The organism is Limnohabitans sp. 103DPR2 (assembly GCF_001412575.1).
In the GTDB taxonomy this organism is placed as follows: domain Bacteria; phylum Pseudomonadota; class Gammaproteobacteria; order Burkholderiales; family Burkholderiaceae_C; genus Limnohabitans_A.
In genome coordinates this window covers 2,392,934-2,412,278 of sequence record NZ_CP011834.1, presented here as the reverse complement: position 1 = coordinate 2,412,278, position 19,345 = coordinate 2,392,934, and the positions used below count along the sequence as shown (strand labels likewise).

Annotated in this window: 20 protein-coding genes and 1 pseudogene; 8 read left to right on the top strand and 13 right to left on the bottom strand. The window is 53.1% G+C overall.

Features of this window, described 5'->3' with window-relative positions; all coding sequences use genetic code 11:
• Nucleotides 1-25 precede the first annotated feature (25 nt).
• From czcI to L103DPR2_RS11555, 6 genes are all read left to right on the top strand, one after another.
• The gene (gene czcI / locus L103DPR2_RS11580) at nucleotides 26-397 is read left to right on the top strand and encodes a cation efflux protein, CzcI family (protein ID WP_055361227.1); all 372 of its coding nucleotides are present in this window, start codon (nucleotides 26-28) and stop codon (nucleotides 395-397) included.
• 139 nt (nucleotides 398-536) lie between these two features.
• Nucleotides 537-1,799 carry a TolC family protein gene (locus L103DPR2_RS11575; RefSeq protein WP_055361226.1) on the top strand — a complete coding sequence of 421 codons (1,263 nt, stop codon included), beginning with the start codon at nucleotides 537-539 and terminating at the stop codon, nucleotides 1,797-1,799.
• Nucleotides 1,800-1,807: 8 nt separating this feature from the next.
• On the top strand, nucleotides 1,808-2,395 hold the full coding sequence (locus tag L103DPR2_RS11570; RefSeq protein ID WP_231717639.1) for a hypothetical protein: 588 nt from the start codon (nucleotides 1,808-1,810) through the stop codon (nucleotides 2,393-2,395).
• Complete coding sequence (locus tag L103DPR2_RS11565; RefSeq protein WP_055361224.1) at nucleotides 2,392-3,516, top strand: efflux RND transporter periplasmic adaptor subunit; 1,125 nt, start codon at nucleotides 2,392-2,394, stop codon at nucleotides 3,514-3,516. The genes L103DPR2_RS11570 and L103DPR2_RS11565 overlap by 4 nt, the downstream gene beginning before the upstream one ends.
• Nucleotide 3,517: 1 nt before the next feature.
• The gene (locus L103DPR2_RS11560) at nucleotides 3,518-6,637 is read left to right on the top strand and encodes an efflux RND transporter permease subunit (RefSeq protein ID WP_055361223.1); all 3,120 of its coding nucleotides are present in this window, start codon (nucleotides 3,518-3,520) and stop codon (nucleotides 6,635-6,637) included.
• A gap of 22 nt (nucleotides 6,638-6,659) precedes the next feature.
• Entirely contained in the window at nucleotides 6,660-7,043 is a 384-nt protein-coding gene (locus tag L103DPR2_RS11555; RefSeq protein WP_055362010.1) for a hypothetical protein, read from the top strand.
• Nucleotides 7,044-7,119: 76 nt separating this feature from the next.
• On the opposite strand, the gene L103DPR2_RS11550 is transcribed toward L103DPR2_RS11555, so the two are convergent.
• The 10 genes and pseudogenes from L103DPR2_RS11550 to L103DPR2_RS11510 form a co-directional block, all read right to left on the bottom strand.
• Nucleotides 7,120-7,488: a hypothetical protein gene (locus tag L103DPR2_RS11550; RefSeq protein ID WP_055361222.1), complete on the bottom strand. Its 369-nt coding sequence runs from the start codon at nucleotides 7,486-7,488 to the stop codon at nucleotides 7,120-7,122.
• A 72-nt stretch (nucleotides 7,489-7,560) separates the two neighbouring features.
• Nucleotides 7,561-8,364: an IS21-like element helper ATPase IstB gene (istB, locus tag L103DPR2_RS11545; RefSeq protein WP_082466807.1), complete on the bottom strand. Its 804-nt coding sequence runs from the start codon at nucleotides 8,362-8,364 to the stop codon at nucleotides 7,561-7,563.
• A complete protein-coding gene (gene istA, locus L103DPR2_RS11540; RefSeq protein ID WP_082466900.1) occupies nucleotides 8,361-9,863 on the bottom strand; it encodes an IS21 family transposase in 1,503 nt (500 codons plus the stop codon). The genes istB and istA overlap by 4 nt, the downstream gene beginning before the upstream one ends.
• A 249-nt stretch (nucleotides 9,864-10,112) precedes the next feature.
• Nucleotides 10,113-10,208, bottom strand: a pseudogene (locus tag L103DPR2_RS14505) (DUF2789 family protein); the annotation flags it as partial.
• A 55-nt stretch (nucleotides 10,209-10,263) separates the two neighbouring features.
• A complete protein-coding gene (locus L103DPR2_RS11530) occupies nucleotides 10,264-10,623 on the bottom strand; it encodes a copper-binding protein (protein WP_055362009.1) in 360 nt (119 codons plus the stop codon).
• The gene (locus L103DPR2_RS14235) at nucleotides 10,610-11,137 is read right to left on the bottom strand and encodes a DUF411 domain-containing protein (protein WP_231717638.1); all 528 of its coding nucleotides are present in this window, start codon (nucleotides 11,135-11,137) and stop codon (nucleotides 10,610-10,612) included. Before L103DPR2_RS14235 ends, L103DPR2_RS11530 begins: the two co-directional genes overlap by 14 nt.
• Before the next feature lies 1 nt (nucleotide 11,138).
• Entirely contained in the window at nucleotides 11,139-11,639 is a 501-nt protein-coding gene (locus L103DPR2_RS11525) for a cupredoxin domain-containing protein (protein WP_055361218.1), read from the bottom strand.
• 23 nt (nucleotides 11,640-11,662) lie between these two features.
• Nucleotides 11,663-13,075, bottom strand: coding sequence for a multicopper oxidase family protein (locus tag L103DPR2_RS11520; RefSeq protein ID WP_055361217.1), 1,413 nt, complete (start codon nucleotides 13,073-13,075; stop codon nucleotides 11,663-11,665).
• Nucleotides 13,076-13,092: 17 nt separating this feature from the next.
• Nucleotides 13,093-14,526 (bottom strand): TolC family protein, encoded by a 1,434-nt coding sequence (locus L103DPR2_RS11515; RefSeq protein ID WP_055361216.1) that lies wholly within the window; start codon nucleotides 14,524-14,526, stop codon nucleotides 13,093-13,095.
• Nucleotides 14,523-14,804 (bottom strand): hypothetical protein, encoded by a 282-nt coding sequence (locus L103DPR2_RS11510; RefSeq protein WP_231717637.1) that lies wholly within the window; start codon nucleotides 14,802-14,804, stop codon nucleotides 14,523-14,525. The genes L103DPR2_RS11515 and L103DPR2_RS11510 overlap by 4 nt, the downstream gene beginning before the upstream one ends.
• 182 nt (nucleotides 14,805-14,986) lie before the next feature.
• Here L103DPR2_RS11510 and L103DPR2_RS11505 point away from each other — a divergent pair, with 182 nt between their 5' ends.
• Nucleotides 14,987-15,673 (top strand): heavy metal response regulator transcription factor, encoded by a 687-nt coding sequence (locus tag L103DPR2_RS11505; protein WP_055361214.1) that lies wholly within the window; start codon nucleotides 14,987-14,989, stop codon nucleotides 15,671-15,673.
• The gene (locus tag L103DPR2_RS11500; RefSeq protein WP_055361213.1) at nucleotides 15,674-17,050 is read left to right on the top strand and encodes a heavy metal sensor histidine kinase; all 1,377 of its coding nucleotides are present in this window, start codon (nucleotides 15,674-15,676) and stop codon (nucleotides 17,048-17,050) included.
• Nucleotides 17,051-17,081: 31 nt separating this feature from the next.
• Here L103DPR2_RS11500 and L103DPR2_RS11495 read toward each other — a convergent pair whose 3' ends face one another.
• The 3 genes from L103DPR2_RS11495 to L103DPR2_RS11485 are packed head-to-tail and all read right to left on the bottom strand — an operon-like array spanning nucleotide 17,082 to nucleotide 19,293.
• Nucleotides 17,082-17,507 (bottom strand): hypothetical protein, encoded by a 426-nt coding sequence (locus L103DPR2_RS11495; RefSeq protein WP_055361212.1) that lies wholly within the window; start codon nucleotides 17,505-17,507, stop codon nucleotides 17,082-17,084.
• Nucleotides 17,504-18,850 (bottom strand): recombinase family protein, encoded by a 1,347-nt coding sequence (locus tag L103DPR2_RS11490; protein ID WP_055361211.1) that lies wholly within the window; start codon nucleotides 18,848-18,850, stop codon nucleotides 17,504-17,506. The genes L103DPR2_RS11495 and L103DPR2_RS11490 overlap by 4 nt, the downstream gene beginning before the upstream one ends.
• Entirely contained in the window at nucleotides 18,847-19,293 is a 447-nt protein-coding gene (locus tag L103DPR2_RS11485) for a DUF2924 domain-containing protein (protein ID WP_055361210.1), read from the bottom strand. Before L103DPR2_RS11485 ends, L103DPR2_RS11490 begins: the two co-directional genes overlap by 4 nt.
• Nucleotides 19,294-19,345: the final 52 nt, after the last annotated feature.

Sequence of the window (19,345 nt, the reverse complement as noted above, 5' to 3'; positions counted from 1 at the left end):
CAACTTTGCTGATATACTTCCGCCCATGCGTCGCTTGATTGCCATTTTCTTGCTGGTCTTTATGCCATTGCAGCTCTCTTGGGCTGCAGTGAGCGGTTATTGCCAGCATGAAAGCGATGTCAGCTCGCAAGCGCAACACCCCGGTCATCATGAGCACGAGCACAAGTCTAGCGACTCCATGTCCGACACCAAAGCGCCTACCTCAAAGGTAAGTAATCTGGACGGTAGTGATACAGATTGCGCCAGTTGCCATGCCGGTTGCTGCGCTGCGTTGGTTACTCAGACGCAAATGCCTTCATCACAAGGCCCCGAGCACGTGACGGCTACTCAAGCCGAATTCCTTTTCCGTTCTGCAATAGAACGACCAGAACGACCTCAGTGGAACCACCTCGCCTGATCGGTGAGGTTAGTTCAATCCATCCCCGCTTCAGCCGACTTCTTGAGAACTGAGCTTCAGTTCTGAAGCGGCTGTGCGTGTCGATCCAGCTTCCTTACCGATCTCCATGTCATGGTTATTCACAACCTAGGAGAGTCGGATGTACCGAACCAAAAAATGGAATTTCAAATGGCGCCTGAGTGCAGTAGCTGCCATTTCAGTGTGCAGTGTCTTTCATGTATTTGCGCAAAATACCAACCAGCCACGGCCAGTTCAGAGCGTCAAAGATATTTTTGATGCCACCTGGGCGCGTCAACCAGAAGCACAAGCGTTAGAGACTCGTCAGCAAGCATTGCAAGCCCAAAAGCGTGCAGCTGCAGCATGGACACCAGAGCCAGCAGCCGTAGAGCTGAACTCAAAATCTGATCAGTGGGGCAGAAATTTGGGTGAACGAGAGCAGCAAATTGCAATCGCAGTTCCGATGTGGCTCCCCGGTCAACGAAGCAAAAGTTCTGCTCTCGCAGAAGCTGAGGTCAACGCTTTAGATCATCAAATTAAAGCAAATCAACTGCGTGTTGCCGGACAAATCCGAGAGGATTGGTGGAATTTGCACCGTGCTCGCATCGAAAAAGATGTCACCACGGATCAATTGAACAATGCGAAACGCTTAGCTGAAGATGTTTCTAAACGGGTGAAGGCGGGTGATTTAGCTCAATCGGATCAACACCAAGCTGAAGGTGCCGTTGCGGTGGCTGAGTCTGCGTATGCCATGGCGCAAGCAAATTTGGAACTTGCCATTCAGATGATCAAAGCATCGATTGGTGCGACAAGTTTTTCAACGCTGACTTTGTCAGATAGCCCAGAGTTACTCCCTTCAGCTGAATACCCACGCAACCATGCTGCATTGATGGAGCTGCAAGCGCGCTCAGATGTTGCCGAGCGCGCGATGGCACTGGCCGCAACCAGAACAAGGGCGAACCCAGAATTCACGATTGCCAAATCCAGAGATCGTGGCAATCTTGCAGATCCCTACAGCTCAAAAATAACGATAGGCATTCGACTTCCGTTTGGCGGTGGCCCTAGGTATGAGGCGGTTGTAGCTCACGCCCAAGCTGAAGCAACACAAGCCCAAGCGCAATTGACCTTGGAGCGCGATCGGACACAGTCCCTGTGGCACTTTGCTCAAGCAAAAGTCAATGCTGCACAGGCTCAACTCAAAGCGGCGGAGCGCAGAGCCAAATTGGCTTTGGAGTCCCGCACCTTCTTTGAGAAATCGTTTCAGCTTGGTGAATCCGATTTGCCAACCCGACTGCGCATCGAGGTAGAAGCCGTTGAGGCACAACGTCAAGCTGCTTTAAGTCGTATCGAGTTCTTTGCGTCTATCTCAGCGCTACGTCAAGCCGCTGGACTATTGCCGCAATAAGGTGTGCTATGAATCAATCAACATTACAGAAAATTTCAATGACTATTTCATCAGGAATCAGAACCATTGGACTGGCCATCGGCTTGGCTCTTTCCAGTCTGAGTTGGGCAGGGGAAGGGCACGATCATGGCGATGCCAAGGCAGCCACATCAGCCCCCTCCACCCCCCGTTTTACAGCAGTTTCAGATGCACTCGAATTGGTCGGTGTGCTGAACGGAAAGCAAATCACTCTCTATTTAGATCGCCTTGAAACCAATGCGCCTGTCAAAGATGCACAAATTGAGCTGGATTTATCTGGCGTTAAATTTGTAGCGCAAAAGCACGGTGAAGGTGAGTTTGAAATTGTGCTCCCCTCTGAGCCGAAACCCGGCGTTATCAGCGTGACTGCGACTGTCACGATCGACAAAGAAGTTGATTTGTTGGCTGGGGAGCTGGACATTCACTCAGATTTGAATGGACAAGGTAGCGCTTCAAAAAATGAATGGAAAAAGTGGCTCAGCTGGGCTTTGTTTTCTGCCGCTGCTCTCATGGCGCTGATTTTTATTCGCAAGCGCCTACAGACTCATCAAGCTAATCGCACCGGAGGTGCCGCATGACTTTCAAAACCACTCTTTCAACACTGACTGTCGTGATGGCCGCAGTGACTGCCCTATCTCCGGTGACCAGCACTTGGGCTGGTGAAGGCCATGACCATGGCGGTATATCTGCTACTCCCAACATGAACGGGCCTCAGCGCTTACCCGATGGCAGCGTCTTCTTACCAAAGCCAGCCCAACGTCAATTGGCTATTCGAACTATCAAAGTGGAAGTTACAGACTTGCCGAGGTCAATAGAACTCAACGGCAAGGTCAGCATGGACCCCAATGCTGGTGGCAAAGTTCAAGCCATCAATGCTGGTCGAATCGAAGCCGGTCCTAAAGGTCTGCCAAATCTCGGTACTGCAGTGCGCAAAGGGGATGTTCTTGCTTATCTTGTGTCTTCACTTGCGCCTATTGAGCAATCCAATCAGTTTGCACAGTTGGCAGAACTCAAAGCAGCTAAATCTCTTGCAGAAAAACGACTGGCACGATTTAAGGAACTTTCCGATACCGTGCCACGCAAAGACATCGAAGCAGCTGAGAGCGAGCTACAAAGCTTGACTGGCCGCGTCTCGGCAATTAGCACAGGACTGAACCACCGAGAACCTTTGGTGGCACCCGTTTCTGGTGTGATTGCCTCAGCAAATGTGGTGGCAGGACAAGTGATCGATGCGCGAGAGTTGGTGTTTGAAGTTGTGGACCCAGCACGCCTGCGAATTGAAGCCTTGGCCTTTGACACCTCTCTCATCGCCAGCGTGGACAAGGCGTTCATGGCAGTGAATGGCCAACAAATTTCGCTGCAGTTTTTAGGGGCAGCACGCAACCTACGGGAGCAAGCACTGCCCATGAATTTCAAGGCTCAGGGCGAAGAACTGAGCGCATTGGCTCTCGGCGAGCCAGTCAGGGTGGTGATTCAGACCAAAGACAAGGTGAAAGGCATGGCTGTTCCAGTTTCTGCGCTGATGAAGAACCCAGCCAATCAATCCATTGTTTGGGTCAAAACAGCTGCTGAGCGATTCACACCGCGCACCATCACTTTTGAACCCTTGGACGGTACACGGGTTGCTATTACATCGGGTCTTGAGGTGAGCGATTTGATCGCTACGCAAGGCGCAACATTGATTAACCAAGTGCGTTGATATGTTTAAGTGGTTACTTGAAAACAGTTTAGCCAATCGATTGCTGGTGATCATCGCCAGTGTCGTATTGATGACCTACGGCGCATTCACATTGACAAAAACACCAGTGGATGTTTTTCCTGATTTGAATAAACCCACGGTCACCATCATGACCGAATCAGGTGGCATGGCGCCAGAGGAAGTTGAGCAACTCATCACCTTCCCCCTAGAGACCGCCATGAACGGTTTGCCTAGCGTTGAATCCGTCCGGTCTATATCTTCAGCCGGGTTGTCATTTTTATATGTGACTTTCAAATGGGATACAGACATTTTCCGTGCAAGACAGTTGGTATCTGAGCGACTGTCAGCCATGGAAGACGGTATGCCTGCTGGCGTAATGCCGCGCATGGGACCAATCAGCTCGATCATGGGCGAGATCATGCAAATCGCTATTCCAGTCGATTCGCAGAAGATTTCGGCTATGGCTGTCCGAGAGTACGCAGACTGGGTTTTGCGTCCACGCCTTCTGTCGGTTTCTGGGGTTGCCCAAGTTATTCCAATTGGTGGCGAGGTGCGTCAGTTTCAGGTGCAACCCAACACGGCTCGTATGGCTGAGTTGGGCATCTTACACGATCAAATGGAAGCTGCGCTGAAAGGTTTTTCTGCCAATACCTCCGGTGGCTTTTTGGAACTCAATGGACGGGAATACCTGATCCGCAACCTCGGACGAACTTCCCGTTTAGATGATCTGAAAAATCTGGCACTGACCACAAAAAATGGGCAGCCAATCTTGTTGCGTCAAATTGCCGATGTTACTTTTGCTGCAGCGTTGAAGCGTGGTGATGCAGGGTTTGAGGGGAAACCGGCAGTTATTTTGGGTATTCAGAAACAACCCACAGCAGACACGATTGCTCTTACCCGTGCAATTGAGGATGCGTTGGTAGGTTTGAAATCATCCTTGCCAGCTGGCATGGATGCCCCTCGCGTCACATTCAGACAGGCCAGCTTCATCGAAGCATCCATCAATACGCTACAAGGCAAATTGATTGGTGCATCCGTCTTTGTCGCTGTGATTTTGTTCTTTTTCTTAGGTACGGTTCGACCCACCATCATCGCCTTGACAGCGATTCCCGTATCCATCTTCATCACCTCTTTGGTATTCAAGTACTTTGGCTTGTCTATCAACACCATGACTCTTGGAGGATTGGCCATTGCCATTGGCGGTCTGGTCGACGATGCGGTGGTCGACGTAGAGAACATTCTGCGACGGTTGAAGGAAGATCGCATAAAACATCCGCAGCATCGGCTTCATCCGTTGGAAGTTGTAGCGAAAGCCTCAATGGAGGTTAGATCTGCCATTTTGTATGCCACGGTGATCATCGTCCTCGTTTTCATTCCGTTGTTTGCATTGCCCGGCTTGGAGGGAAAGCTCTTTGTTCCGTTGGGCATTTCATTCATCGTTTCAACTCTGGCTTCATTGCTTGTTTCGGTCACCATCACCCCCGTGCTGAGTTACTACCTTCTGCCATCCATGAAAAACTTGGATCATGGGGATACCAAGGTCTTGATTTGGCTCAAAACACGCTATGCAAACAGTCTTCAAAGCGTTTTACAAAAACCGAAGATAGCATTGATTGCCTCTGGATTCGCCGTGCTGACGGCAATTGCAGCAGTACCATTTTTCCCGACGACTTTCTTGCCGCCATTCAGCGAAGGAACATTGTTGATCGGATTGCGCTTGAACCCCGGCGTGACTTTGTCCGAAACCACTACATTGGCCAGACAAGCCGAGGTCTTGGTCAAGCAAGTGCCAGAGGTCACACATGTCGGTCGTCGAAGCGGACGAGCTGAGCTTGATGAGCACGCAGAAGGGGTTCACGTGAGTGAGCTGGACGTGGGCCTCAAACCAACGGGTGAGCTGACGCGCAGTATGGATGAAATCAAAGCGGACATCCGTGCTCGTCTTGTCAATTTGCCTGCTGCCCTAGAAATTGGTCAACCCATTTCCCACCGCATCGATCACATGTTGTCTGGTGTGCGCTCGCAAATCGCCATCAAAATCTTTGGTGACGATTTGGATGGATTGCGTGGGCAAGCTGACTCGTTGAGGGCACGATTAGCGACTATTCCCGGCGTTGCTGATCTGCAAATCGAAAAGCAAGTGCTGGCACCGCAAATCAAGGTTCGTATTGACTATGCCGCAGCAGCTCAATACGGAATTGCTGCGCCACAAGTGCTCTCGACTTTGCAAAGCTTGGTCGAAGGCGAAAAAATCACCCAGATTGTGGAGGGCGGTCGTCGTTTTGCATTGGTCGTGCGCTTGCCTGAATCTGCTCGTTCGGTTGAGGGCTTGAATCAAATCTTGATTGAAACTCCCAACGGTCGAGTGCCATTGTCAAAGTTGGCGACGATTGAAGATGGAGATGGTCCGAACCAAATCAGCCGCGATGATGGCAAACGCCGCATCGTTTTGTCCGCAAACGCGTCCGGTCGAGCTTTGTCAGAGATTGTTGCGGATATTCGCGCTGTGGTGGCCGACACAAAACTCCCCGAGGGGTACTTCATCACGCTAGGCGGTCAGTTTCAAGCTCAAGAGGAAGCTTCACGACTTGTGGGGCTGCTCTCAATCGTGTCACTGGTCTTGATGTTTGTCGTTCTGTACAGCCGCTACAAGTCAACGCGTCTTTCCGCGTTGATCATGGTGAACATACCGCTGGCCTTGGTTGGTGCAGTTCTCGGACTGTGGTTGTCAGGACAGCCGTTGTCTGTGGCTGCTTTGGTGGGATTCATCACGCTAGCTGGAATTTCAGTCAGAAACGGCATCTTGAAAGTCAGTCATTACATCAACTTGATGCGATTTGAAGGCGAGAACTTTGATCACAAGATGATTCTTCGCGGTTCACTCGAACGATTAAGCCCTGTGTTGATGACCGCGTTGGTCACCGCATTTGCATTGGCTCCTTTGCTTTTTGAAGCAGAGCGCCCGGGGACTGAGGTTCTACACCCAGTTGCGGTGGTCATTTTTTCAGGGCTGATCAGCTCCACGTTGCTTGATACGTTCCTGACCCCTGTCATGTTTTGGCTCTTTGGTCGTCGAGATGCCGAACGCTTGTTAGAAGACAAAGACGCCGAAGCACTTTAATTTGATACTGAAAGGATTGGAAATGAAAATTCAAAAAATCGCTATTGCATTGAGTCTGCTTGTCAGCACAGCCGGATTTGCAGCTGGGGAAGGCCATAGTCATGGTAATGCCAAGCCAATGCACGGAGGTGTGGTGGCAGAGGTGAAGGACATTGAATATGAATTTGTAGCTAAGACCGATGTTCTACAACTTTATTTGCGAGATCACGGAAAGCCTGTCAATGTCAGCACGGCTACGGCCAAAGTCACGATGCTTTCAGGCTCTGAAAAACAAGAGGTTGAATTAAAACCGGTAGGTGAGAAGCTTGAAGCCACTGGAAAATTCAAAGCGCTTGCAGGAGCGAAAGTAGTCGCGCAAGTCAGCAACAACGCCAAAGTGGCGACAGTGCGATTTACACTCAAATAATTCGTTAACAAACCATTTGCATTGGCATCTGTTCAATGCGAATTGATGTTTATTCGTGGAGGTCATTTTTTTGAAGTTAAGGAAACTCTCTCGTAAAGATGACCACCTCCATTCGCCACTCTGGTGAAGGATAGATCCAGTGCTTGCAATTCAAATCAATTGCATGAAACAGCTCTTCTGCTATCGGTGCAATTTCCGGCACTTCTCGTAGCCATTGCTGGCAATGGTGATAGGCGTTGAGAACCATTGATCTCAACTCGTGCGATGAAATCAACTCCGATTTCTTGACCAGCAAGATGAGTGCGGTCAACGCTTCAAATGTCCCAATTTCAGCCAGACGATAGGCCGCTTCCTCGTCAAATTTTCGGAACCGCTCAGGGTCAGGATTCTCCTGAAGGAATGGAGGGGCAGATACATTAAGAATTTCTGCAATCTCAGGACTCATTGTTGAATTGCAACGCAAAGTGAGCCACTATTTGCAACCAATATTGAGCCACCAGTTTTTAAATAATTTGGCCTAGTCGGTTGTGGATAAGTTTAACTGTTCTGCATTTTTTGCTCCTTTCCCTTTTGATTTCTTTGACTGTTGAGTGCTCGCTTGGGACTGCTTGAAGCGCCAACTCTCATTGCCAGTTTCAACAATGTGGCAGCGATGTGTCAGTCGGTCTAGAAGTGCCGTGGTCATCTTGGCATCTCCAAACACATTGGCCCATTCAGAGAAGTTCAGGTTGGTTGTGATGACCACGCTGGTTCTCTCATAAAGCTTGGACAGCAAATGAAACAGCAGTGCGCCTCCAGACTGCGTAAACGGCAAGTACCCCATCTCATCCAGAATAACAAGATCCACGTACATCAAGCGGTGAGCCAGTTGGCCGTGTTTGCTTTGAGACTTCTCTAGCTCCAGCGCATTAACAAGCTCCACTGTTGAGAAGAAGCGAACCCGTTTACCTTTGGCCCGCACCGCTTGAATGCCAAGGCTTGTTGCAAGGTGCGTTTTGCCAGTGCCAGGGCCGCCCACAAACACCACGTTTTGCGCCGTGTCCATAAACTGTAAATCATGCAGCTGCTTCACAAGTGCTTCGTCCACATGCGCTTGCTCAAACTCAAAGCCCACCAGGTCCCGGTGCGCGGGGAACCTGGCCGCTTTCATTTGATACGCCATCGAGCGATCTTCCCGCTGCGCCGTCTCAGACTTAATGAGCTGGTGCAGCACCACCTCGTGATCTAGCGTCTTCATTCTGGCAGTGCCCAGAATCTCTGGCCAAGCACTGGCCATCCCATGCAAACTCAAAGACTTGAGTCCATCAATGACATCGCTCATGATCCAACCTCCTGCTCGTTCCTGAGCGCGTCGTAGCGCTCAAGGTTTGCCTGTGCGGGAGTGTTCAGATGTAGCGGTGTTTCAATTTGCAGCCGCTCGAGGGTTGGCTCCTTGAGTCTGCCCAGCACATTCAGAATGTGCTCGGCGCTGACGCGCCCAGCTTGCAGTGCCAACTCGGTTGCCACCAACACCGCCTCAAGTCCGTGTAAGTTAACAGCCCCCAACACCTGTGCCATCACGCGATCACCACCGGGGTGTTTGAGCAATTGGCGCTGGAGCTCCTGCAAGGCAGCAGGCATCTCTTTGAATGGCGCCCCATTGCGAAGAGCTCCGGGCTTACGCTGAATCAGCTCAATATAGTGCTGCCAGTCGTAGATGGTTTGATCACGCTCAAAGCTGCGGGTCAGCCTCACGAGGCTGCCGTCTTGGGCCACCACCAACAAAGTGTCTGGATACACACGCAAGCTCACCATCTGGTGGACCCACTCACACGGCACGCTGTAGCGATTGCGCTGGAATGTGATCAAAGACGTGGAGCTCACCCGCACCGGTTGCTCCACATAGCCGTCAAAGGGTCTCGGGCATGGCATTAACCGAGCAGCTTCGTCTTGCCACACATCGGCAATGGTGAGCTCTGGCCACTGAGGATGGGCCAGCTCGCTCCAAGCGGTTTTGCATGCGATTTGAAGCCAATCATTGAGCTCTGCCAAGCTGGTCCAGTGCCTCTCGGCCGCTTCTCGCAGAACGCCCCGGCGCCGGTCTTGCACGTTCTTCTCAACAATGCCTTTCTCCCAACCGGCGGCTCTGTTGCAGAACTCGTGCTCGAACAAGTAGTGGCCCGTCATCGCCTCAAAGCGGGCGTTAACGATACGATCTTTGCCTTGGCCCACTTTGTCGACAGCCGTTCTCATGTTGTCGTAGATGCCGCGCTTGGCCACACCGCCAAAGACGGCAAAGCCTCTGGCGTGTGCATCAAACAGCATCTCGTGGGTTTGGATGAAGTAGGCCACCAACAAGAATGCGCGGCTTGCCGCCAGTTTGATGTGGGCCACATCAAGGCGCCTTCTTAAGCCGTCAATGACCAGGTACTCACAGCTCCAGTCAAACTGGAACGCTTCGCCCAGCTCAAAGTGCATGGGCACAAAGCCAGCGCCCCGGGGCTTGCTTTGCTCCTCGCGCCAATCCTTTGCAAATCGGTAAACCATTGTGCTGCTGCCTGAATACCCCATGGCCTGCAGCGCTTCATACAAAGCTTTGACGCCGCGGCGCTCTCGCTTGTTTCGATAGCTGTCGGCTTTGAGCCAATTGCTCAATTGATCCTTGAAGGGATCCAGAACACCGAAGGTAGGTTGCCGCTTCGGGTATCTGGGCACCGTGACCTCTGCCGCCTGAAGCCACCGGGTTGCGGTGTTGCGAGAGATGCCAAGTTGACGGCTAGCTTGCCGGATGGAGACCTTGTCGCGAAGGACAAGTCTGCGTAATTTGCTCAAAGTTCCCACGTTGATCACTCCTTGCCCATCCTTGCTCAAAAATTAAGCAGGATAGGCGATTGGGGTGGCTCAAATTTGGATGCAAATTCTCTTCAAAATGGCTCAGTTTTGGATGCCATTCAACAACCTACGCCTATACAACACCATGACCGAACTTCCCGACAACATCCTTCACCTGCCGCAATACCAAGTACTGGGCTGCAAATCAACCGACGACGAAATGCACTTCCAGGTGGACGTGCCCGATCCCATCGCCTGCGAGTGGCGTTCAATGAAAGCCCTGATGGATGAAGCATCTGAGGCTAAGCCAAGCTGTGCAAACAACTCCGAAAATCGGTGATAAGGTTTTTCCATTGTGCTAAGACCCCTCAGTTAATGGTGATGCAGAGGAATGCGCTCGTGAAGCAGTTCATTGTGCGGGCGTAATGGCCGTTACGACCATCTTCCCGGCCTCATCAACCACCATGAACTTAATCTTATCCCCTGGCTTCACATCGGTGAGCAAGCCTTTTTCCTTGGCAGTGAAAACCATTGTCATGCTCGGCATGTCCAAATGCTTGATGTAGCCGTGCCGGATGGTGATCTTGCCTGTCTCTAAATCGACCCTTCTGACTTCGCCATCCGACATTGAAGGAATTGTTTGTGAGGTCTCGGGCTTAACGTGATCCATCTTGCTGTGGTCCATGCTGGACTGTGCATTGCCCGCGAAAGGAATGCTCAAGAGGGCAGAGGCGGTGCACACTGCAAAAGCCTGTTTAAGAACTTGCACGTTTTTCTCCTGGATAAGATTTAAAGACCTTTGATGTTCCGTCTTTCTGCACCAATAGAACATCAAAAGCATCCCGCCGATTGCCGTAAACCGATCCATCCATTCCTGGTGATCCGACTGGCATTCCTGGGACAGCTAGCCCTAGGGCGCTCGGTCTGACTTTGAGCAAATACAGAATTTCTGATGCTGGAACATGCCCTTCAATCACATAACCTTGAATCAAAGCAGTGTGACAAGACCCAAACTTCTGCGGCATGCCTAGCTTGCTACGTATGCCGTTGTTTCCCTGTTCGAGAATCGTTGCGGTGAACCCAGATTTTTCAAGGTGATCGACCCAGTCCTTACAGCATCCGCAATTTGGATCCTTCCAAATCTGAATCGCAAGTGACGGATTCTTTTGCGCAAAAATAATCGGCGTAAAGCCTGCTGCTGCCAGACCGATAACTAGCTTTCGTCTTGAAAAGTTCATAGCCTTGAGCCAGTCACTTTTCGTCGGATGAACGTTCGTACCCAACTTACTTCTTTGCGACATTTATCGTCCCCCGCATGCCTGCCTCGTAATGACCAGGCAATAGGCAGGCGAAATCAAATTCGCCCACTCTGTTGAACGTCCAGACAATCTCCCCCTTTTTTCCAGGTTCGACGTGAGCCATATATGGCTCGTCATGCTCCATATTGGGAAATTTCTTCATCAAGGCTGCGTGTTCATCCAACTCCCTCTTGGTGCCGAGAACGAACTCATGCATCACCTTTCCGGCGTTGACCACCACGAACCGAACCGTTTCGCCCAACTTGACATCAATTCGATTGGGCGCAAAGCGCATGTTGTCAGTCATTCGCACTTCAATGGTGCGGGTCGCTTTTGACGAGGGGGCGCCGATTCCCCAGTCTTTCTGCTCTAACTTGATTTCCCCCGCAGGTTTGCCGTGATTTTGATTCCCGTGAGCCCAGGTGGGAACGGCAACGACAGATGCAAGAGCCAGTACAACACCCGGAAAAAGTTTTGCTTTGATCATTAAAGTTCTCCGTTCAATGAATTTCAATGAGATCCGTGCGATGCAGGCTTTCGCACTCGAACCTCAGTTGCGGCTTCAGGCTTTTGAGTACGAGGCATCGATTGCCCCCCCTCAGCCTTAAATCTGGCTGGTTCGGCGAGTGGGCCTGTGTACTCATGCGCGACAGTGCCGTCTGGATGCTTGAACCAGCCTGGATCCTTATAGTCACCGGGCTTTTGGTCTTTGCGTACCTTCAGGACACTGAACATGCCGCCCATTTCGACTGATCCAAAGGGGCCGTCGCCAGTCATCATCGCTGCGGTGTTCTCAGGCAGAGGCATCTCCATTTCAGCCATATCAGCCATACCGCGCTCACCCATCACCATGTAGTCTGGAATTAACTTATTGATTTTTTTGGCGACCCCGGAGTGGTCGACACCTATCAATGTGGGCACGTTGTGACCCATAGCGTTCATGGTGTGATGGCTCTTGTGGCAATGGAAGGCCCAATCTCCCTCCTCATCTGCCAGGAACTCAATCTGGCGCATTTGGCCGACAGCCACATCTGTTGTTACTTCGTACCACCGAGTGCTTTTGGGCGTTGGCCCCCCATCGGTACCGGTAACAAGGAATTCATGTCCGTGCAAGTGAATCGGATGATTGGTCATCGTTAAATTACCGATCCGGATACGCACCTTGTCATTGAGTCGCACATTGAGCGAGTCAATGCCGGGGAAGATGCGACTGTTCCAACTCCACAAGTTGAAATCGAGCATCGTCATGATCTTTGGCGTGTAGCTGCCAGGATCGATGTCGTAGGCACTGAGCAAGAAACAAAAATCGCGGTTGACTTCATCAATCAATGGGTTCTTGGCTTTGGGATGCGTGACCCAAAAACCCATCATGCCCATGGCCATCTGTGTCATTTCATCGGCATGCGGGTGGTACATGAAGGTTCCCGGGCGTCTTGCAACAAACTCATAGACAAAGGTCTTTCCCGGTGAGATTGCGGGCTGATTCAACCCGGCCACCCCGTCCATTCCGTTGGGCAATCGCTGGCCATGCCAATGAATGCTGGTGTGTTCAGGCAACCTGTTGGTCACAAAGATACGAACTCGATCTCCTTCAACGACCTCGATCGTCGGACCGGGGCTTTGTCCGTTGTAACCCCAGAGATGAGCTTTAAAGCCCGGCGCCATTTCGCGAACCACTGGCTCAGCAACTAGATGGAACTCTTTCACTCCCTGGTTCATTCGCCATGGCAGCGTCCATCCGTTCAAAGTCACGACGGGGTTGTAGGGGCGTCCGGTATTTGGGATCAAAGGCGCCATGGTCTGAGCCGAAGTTTGAATCATCGGCTCTGGCAATGCCGCCATAGCGGCGCGGCTGACCGAACTCGCCGCAACGGCACCGCCAGCGATACCTGCAAACTTAAAAAACTCTCGTCTGGATGTCATTTGAGACCGTCCTTCAATCAATGGGGGGCCGCGGCAGTAGGTGCTGCTGCAGCCGCAGGTGCTATAGCCATAGTTGTAGGCCTGCCGATGACCGAGGCCTTCAAAGCAGCGTCTGCCAGCCAAAATTGCTGCTCAGCATTGATGGCTGCTATGACTGTGCTGACTTGATCTTTTGCATCAGCCAACAACTCAAATACGCCGATGATCATTCCGTTGTATCGGAGCTGGTTTTCTTCTGATATGACCTTCCGGATTGGCACCACCTCATCGCGGTGGTGTCGAGCGATGTCATAGGCAGTCCTATATGCCGAATAGCTCTCCCTGAGGTTGGACCCTGCTGAGCGTACAGCGGCCTCAAGGTTATGGGCTGCAGCAATCGTGCGTGCATTCCACGCACTTCGTTGCATGTCCCCCCAATCGAAAATCGGCAATCGGATATCGACTTCAAAACCTCGGGCAGTGCTTCTGCTACCGGACGCGTTGTCAAAGGTGGTGTTGCGTCGTGCAATCAGTTCAATATCAGTGAAGCTTGTGATCTTTGTGATCCCTTGTGCTTTCGCAGCCGAGTTGATGCCGTTGAGCGCCAGCTGAATGTCCAAGCGAGTTCTTGTGGCCATACTTCCGATCGCAGTGGCATCGAGAGCTTCTCTAGGCAAATCAGGCAAGCGCTGCGGGAGTTGCAGTATGTTTGCTTGAGCTTCATCCAGGCCGAGGAGTCGGACTAGTTCTTCTCTGGTTGAGGTCACCTGATGCTGGGCAGTCGCTAAACGGGTGGCAGCGTCTGCGTAAAAAGCCTGTTCGCGAGCGCGGTTTAGTCGATTGAAATTTCCAGCCGCCTGCATGCGCCGAGCCAACTCGGAACTTGCTTCTGCTGCCTCAACAATTTGCTGCGCGTAATTGAGAGTCTGCTGCGCTGCGACTGCGCGAACCCATGCCTGGCGTACGCGCGTAACGTGATCAATGACCTGACCAGACAGTTGCAATTGCGCCTGTTCAATTCGCTGTCGTGCCAGGTTTTGACGCACTGGCAGGGTCAGCACATCAAGAAGGCCAAACGATAAAGCGCGCCCCAACTCGAGCTCATCGCCTTTGACCATTCGCTCAAAGCTGAATGCAGGGTTAGAAATGCGCCCGCTTTGTGCGCCAGCAGCGGCGTCAGCCCATCCCTGAGCCAGCAATGCTTGTAGTGATGCACTATTCAATAAGGCCAGCTGTACGGCTTCCTTCTGCCCCAAGGGAGACCGAAGCAGTTGTGAGGCAGCCAGGTCCCGTTCTTTGCGTTCAGATGCATCCCGCGCAAGCTGAACCTGTCCGCCAGAAAAGGCGGCAGTTTCCTGGTTAACTCGATGCAAGTTCTGCTCGAGGCTGACGCTGGCACAACCGGACAGAACTCCGATGCCAACGAGCGCCGCTGTGAGTTTCAAGCCACGAGGAGAGGTCAGCCGCTTCATCGCTGGGTCCCTTTGTGGTGGCCGGCGTGCGGGTCGGCGGCAGGCTGAGCGTTCGAGGCGGGTTGCTCGGCTATTTCTTTGGCATAAGCTCGCCAGCCTCCGACTTGACCCACCCGGTCATTTGCACCACGCCAAGACTGCACAGCCTGGTCGGTGTAGCCTTTGTAGTTAGTCAGGCTGGACGTGTAGCGAAGTTCGCTGGGCAGTGGCTGGAGCTGGGTTTTTTCCTCAGGGGCAGCAACTGCTACGCCGGAAACGATCAAGCACGACCATGACACCAGGGCTCCGGAGATGTTGAATTTGGTGAGCATCAAGGGTTTTTCCGAGGGTGGTTAAGACTGCGTAGTGTTGGCTATCTCATCTGTCGAGAAGATGATCTGAAGATGACAAATTTGTCATCTGCGCGTCACTTCCCTGGTTTTCTGGCAGACTTCCCTTACGCGGGACATGGAGCTAACTCTTGAAAATACTCATCGTTGAAGACGAGCCGAAGACCGGCGAATATTTGCGCCAGGGACTGAATGAGGCTGGATTCGTCGCGGATTTGGCTGTCAACGGCACCGATGGGCTGCATCTGGCCCTGCATAGTGAATACAACTTAGTAGTTCTTGACGTGATGCTTCCCGAACTCGATGGCTGGCAAGTGTTGGCCTCATTGCGTCGGCGCGGGTTGGACATGCCGGTGCTATTTTTGACCGCACGCGACCAGGTCGAGGATCGCGTCAAGGGTCTTGAACTGGGGGCTGACGACTATCTGGTCAAGCCATTTTCTTTTGCGGAGCTTTTGGCACGGGTGAGAACAATTCTTCGCCGTGGGCGCGGAGGTGGAGTGGATAGCAACACCCTGCGCACGGCGGATTTAGAACTGGATTTGCTGCGACGTCGCGTTACGCGAGGTGGGCGCCGGATAGATCTGACCGCAAAGGAATTCGGTCTCCTCGAATTGCTGATGCGCCGACAAGGTGAGGTATTACCACGCTCCTTGATTGCGTCTCAAGTGTGGGATATGAACTTCGATTCCGACACGAATGTCATCGAAGTGGCAATGCGACGCTTGCGAATCAAAATCGACGATGGGCAAGCGGTCAAATTGATCCAGACAGTACGGGGCATGGGATACGTGCTTGAAGTGCCGCAGGAGCCCTGAGTGTTGCCTCGTCTATCGTTGACCCACCGGCTTACGCTTTTTTTTACCCTGGTGGCCTCCAGCGTGGTGCTGGGTTTGGGCGGGCTATTCATGGCTGCGGCGGATCAACACTTTGTTGACCTTGATCGCGGTGCACTGCAAGACAAGCAACATCTCATTGGCGAAATCATCGCAAGTAGCAGATCCTCCAAAGATTTGGATCGCCGGCTCGACGAATCGCTCAATCATCACCACGGACTTTTCGTGCGCGTCAGCAGTGGTGATGGGCGAATCCTCTTTCAGACCGAGGGTTATCCTGCGGCTGATCGTCTGCAGTTGCCTCCGGATGTGAATCCTTTAATGGCTTTGATGTGGTGGCGTCGCGGACAGCAGGAATTCCGACATCAGCAATTTCAGGCAGAGGCGCAGTACGCGCCAGGAATTCAACTCACGGTCAGCCTTGCCATGGATACGGCCCACCATCAGCATTTTCTAAATGAGCTTTTGAACGCACTAGGCTTGTATGCGCTAGCAGCAATCGTCGTCAGCGGTTTGCTTGGATGGGCAGCGGTCTATTACGGCCTCGCTCCACTAAGAGCCATTAAGGCGCATGCTGCTGCCGTAACCGCCCAGCGTTTGCAGCCTTGCATGCCGGTTCAGTCTGTGCCAATCGAGATGGCTGATTTGGCGAAGACGCTCAACCAGATGCTAGAGCGGCTCCAGGATGACTTTCAGCGATTGTCTGAGTTCTCTTCCGACTTGGCTCATGAACTTCGGACGCCAATCAGTAACCTGCTCACTCAGACTCAGGTTACTTTGACTTCCAAGCGTGAGAACGAGGTTTACAAGGATGTTCTTGCTTCAAACGCCGAGGAGTTGCAGCGACTGGCTCGCATGGTGTCTGACATGTTGCTGTTGGCTAAAACCGAACGCAGGGTGGACCTACCGCACAAAGAAGACTTCATGGCCGCAGATGAAGTCCAAGCGTTGATCGACTTCTACGAGGCTGTGGCAGACGACAAGAGTATTGCTCTAACCCTGGAGGGGAACGGCCCGGTGCAGGGCGACCGCCTTATGTTCCGGCGTGCATTGAGCAATCTCATGTCGAATGCGCTACGTTACGCGCCTTCAGGCAGTTGCGTAAAAATCACTGTTGCCAGTCGGACGAACTGCACCGACATCTCAGTTGAGAACAGCGGCGAAGACATTGATCCGCTCTTGATGCCACGATTATTTGACCGCTTCTATCGCGTGGACCAAGCGCGCTCGCATCTCGGCTCAGATGGGGTGGGGTTGGGACTTGCCATCACCAAGGCGATAGTGGAAGCACATGGCGGCAGCGTCTACGCCAGCTCTGCCCGCGGCATCACTCGATTTACCTTGACGTTTCCTCATTGAATGAACCCGCCGGAGTCGTTTGATTGACGTCTTAGTATTCGGAGGTTAGATTGCTTTCTTCGAACCGAGCAAGAAACTTTTTTTCCTGTAGTTGCCAGTCCATGGGGAACGGCTCCAGCAGATCCCTCATGGTCAACCAAGCTGGGTGTGATCCGTCAAGGATTGCCTGAACCACTTTGGGCGACAAGTAGGCCAGCCGCAGGATACGGCTGACGTAGGATGGGTTGATCTTCTCCGCGGCAGCCAGGTCTTCGATGGTGGCGTAGGTCCCGTCATAAAGCAGGCGCTGCCACCTGAACCCGCGTGCAATCACCTTGATCATGGTGTTGTCGATCGTTGCCTCGCGGCGCACCAAACCACGCGATCCATCGGGCAAGACGATGACCGTTTTGCCGCCCCGCGGTCGAAAGGTCATTGGGATGTGGGTCGTCTCCGGCATTTGCGCAGCTTGAGTCATGCAGCCTCCTTGTAGGCCTGTTGCATGACCGTGTCGCGAAGCAGTTTGGTCATGCCGGTGGACTTCCACTTGATGTCGATACCGTCCGTGCGAACCGTGATCCGCTCGATCAGCGCTTTAGCGATGCATGCCTGCTCAGCCGGAAACAAGTTATCCCAAACCTGGTCAATGGACTGGAGTGTCTGGATGGCATCGGCCTCACTGATGTCTGGCCGAGACAAGGTGACTTCCCGGACCGCTTCGGCCAGGATTTCTGGCGCTCTCAAAACGCCGCGCAACTGCTCGACCACAACCCCTTCGATTTCGCCAGCCGGCACACGTCGGACTTCGCAGGCTTCTTTACCAAGCTTGGTGGCGTCGGTGTTTATGTAGTAGCGGTACTGCTTGGGCCCCTTGCTGGTCCAGCCCGGCGTGAAGGCGCGGCCTTCCGGGGAAAAGATCAACCCGCGCAACATGGACGGCGCCTTGGTCTCGCGCATCCCGGCCCCGCCCTTGACATGCTTGTCGCCCGCTTTGAGCAGTTCTTGCACCGTATCCCAGACCTCTTGATCGATGATGGCGCTGTGTTCGCCCGGGTACTGCTGCCCCTTGTAGGCGGCCATACCGATGTAGACAGGGTTCTTGAACACCTTGTAGACGTAGCCCTTGGTGATCAGCTTGCCTTGGCGTTCGATCCCCTTGGCGGTAGTCCACGACTTGGATGTGACGCCCTTGGCGCGCATATCTCTCACGAGCGTGGCCATCGATGACATCGCGGCAAACCTCGTGAACATTTCCCGGACGATCTTCGCTTCTTGCGGGTTGGGAATCAGCTTGCGGTCTGAAACGTCATAGCCCAGGGGTGGCATTCCACCCATCCAGATACCGCGCTGGCGTGAGGCAGCAATCTTGTCGCGCACCCGCTCGCCAGCCAACTCGCGCTCGAACTGGGCAAAGGACAGCAGGATGTTCAACGTCAGCCGGCCCATGGAAGTGGTGGTGTTGAAGGCTTGCGTCACCGATACGAAGGTGACCTTGTGCTCATCAAAGATCTCGACCAGCTTGGCAAAGTCGGCGAGTGATCGCGACAGCCGGTCGATTTTGTAGACGACGATGATGTCGACCATGCCGCTGCGGACGTCGTCCAGCAGTTTTTTGAGGCCCGGGCGCTCCATGTTGCCGCCGGAGTAGCCCCCGTCGTCGTAGCGCTCCCGCGCCATGAGCCAGCCCTCTGATTTTTGGCTGGCGATGTAGTTCTCACAGGCATCACGCTGCGCGTCCAGCGAGTTGAAGTTCTGGTCGAGTCCCTCTTCTGTGGACTTGCGCGTGTAGATGGCGCAGATCAGGCGTCGCTCTGCCGTCATGCGGTGCTCCTTGCCGAGCTTAGCCCGAAGAAGGCCCACCCGTTGCGGTTGGTGCCAGTAATGGCGCGCGCGATGCTCGACAGAGATTTGTACCGCCGGCCCTGGTAGTCGAAGTGGTCGACACCCACCACGACCTCGCAAGGTGTGCCTTGCCATTCGCGGATCAGTCGAGTCCCGGCGATCGGGCGGTTGTCCAGCCGACGGCGCCGGACCTCCTGCTTGCCGCCATCGAGTTGTTCGCCCAGCAGTTCAAGGCGCTTTGCAGTCTCGCGCTTCAGGCCTCCGTAGGCCAACTCCTGGATGCGGTACGCCAGGCGTGTTTCAAGGAAGCGGCGGTTGAACGGGGGCGCGTCCTGGTGGAAGAGGTCCCGCCACATCTGCTTGAGCTCGGCGGTACTAGCGGTTTTGAGGGCGGCCACGCGGGCCACGACGGGTTCAGTCACTGGGGTTCTCCTTGGTGGCCAGCGTATGGCCTCAAACTTGCGCGTTCAGGCC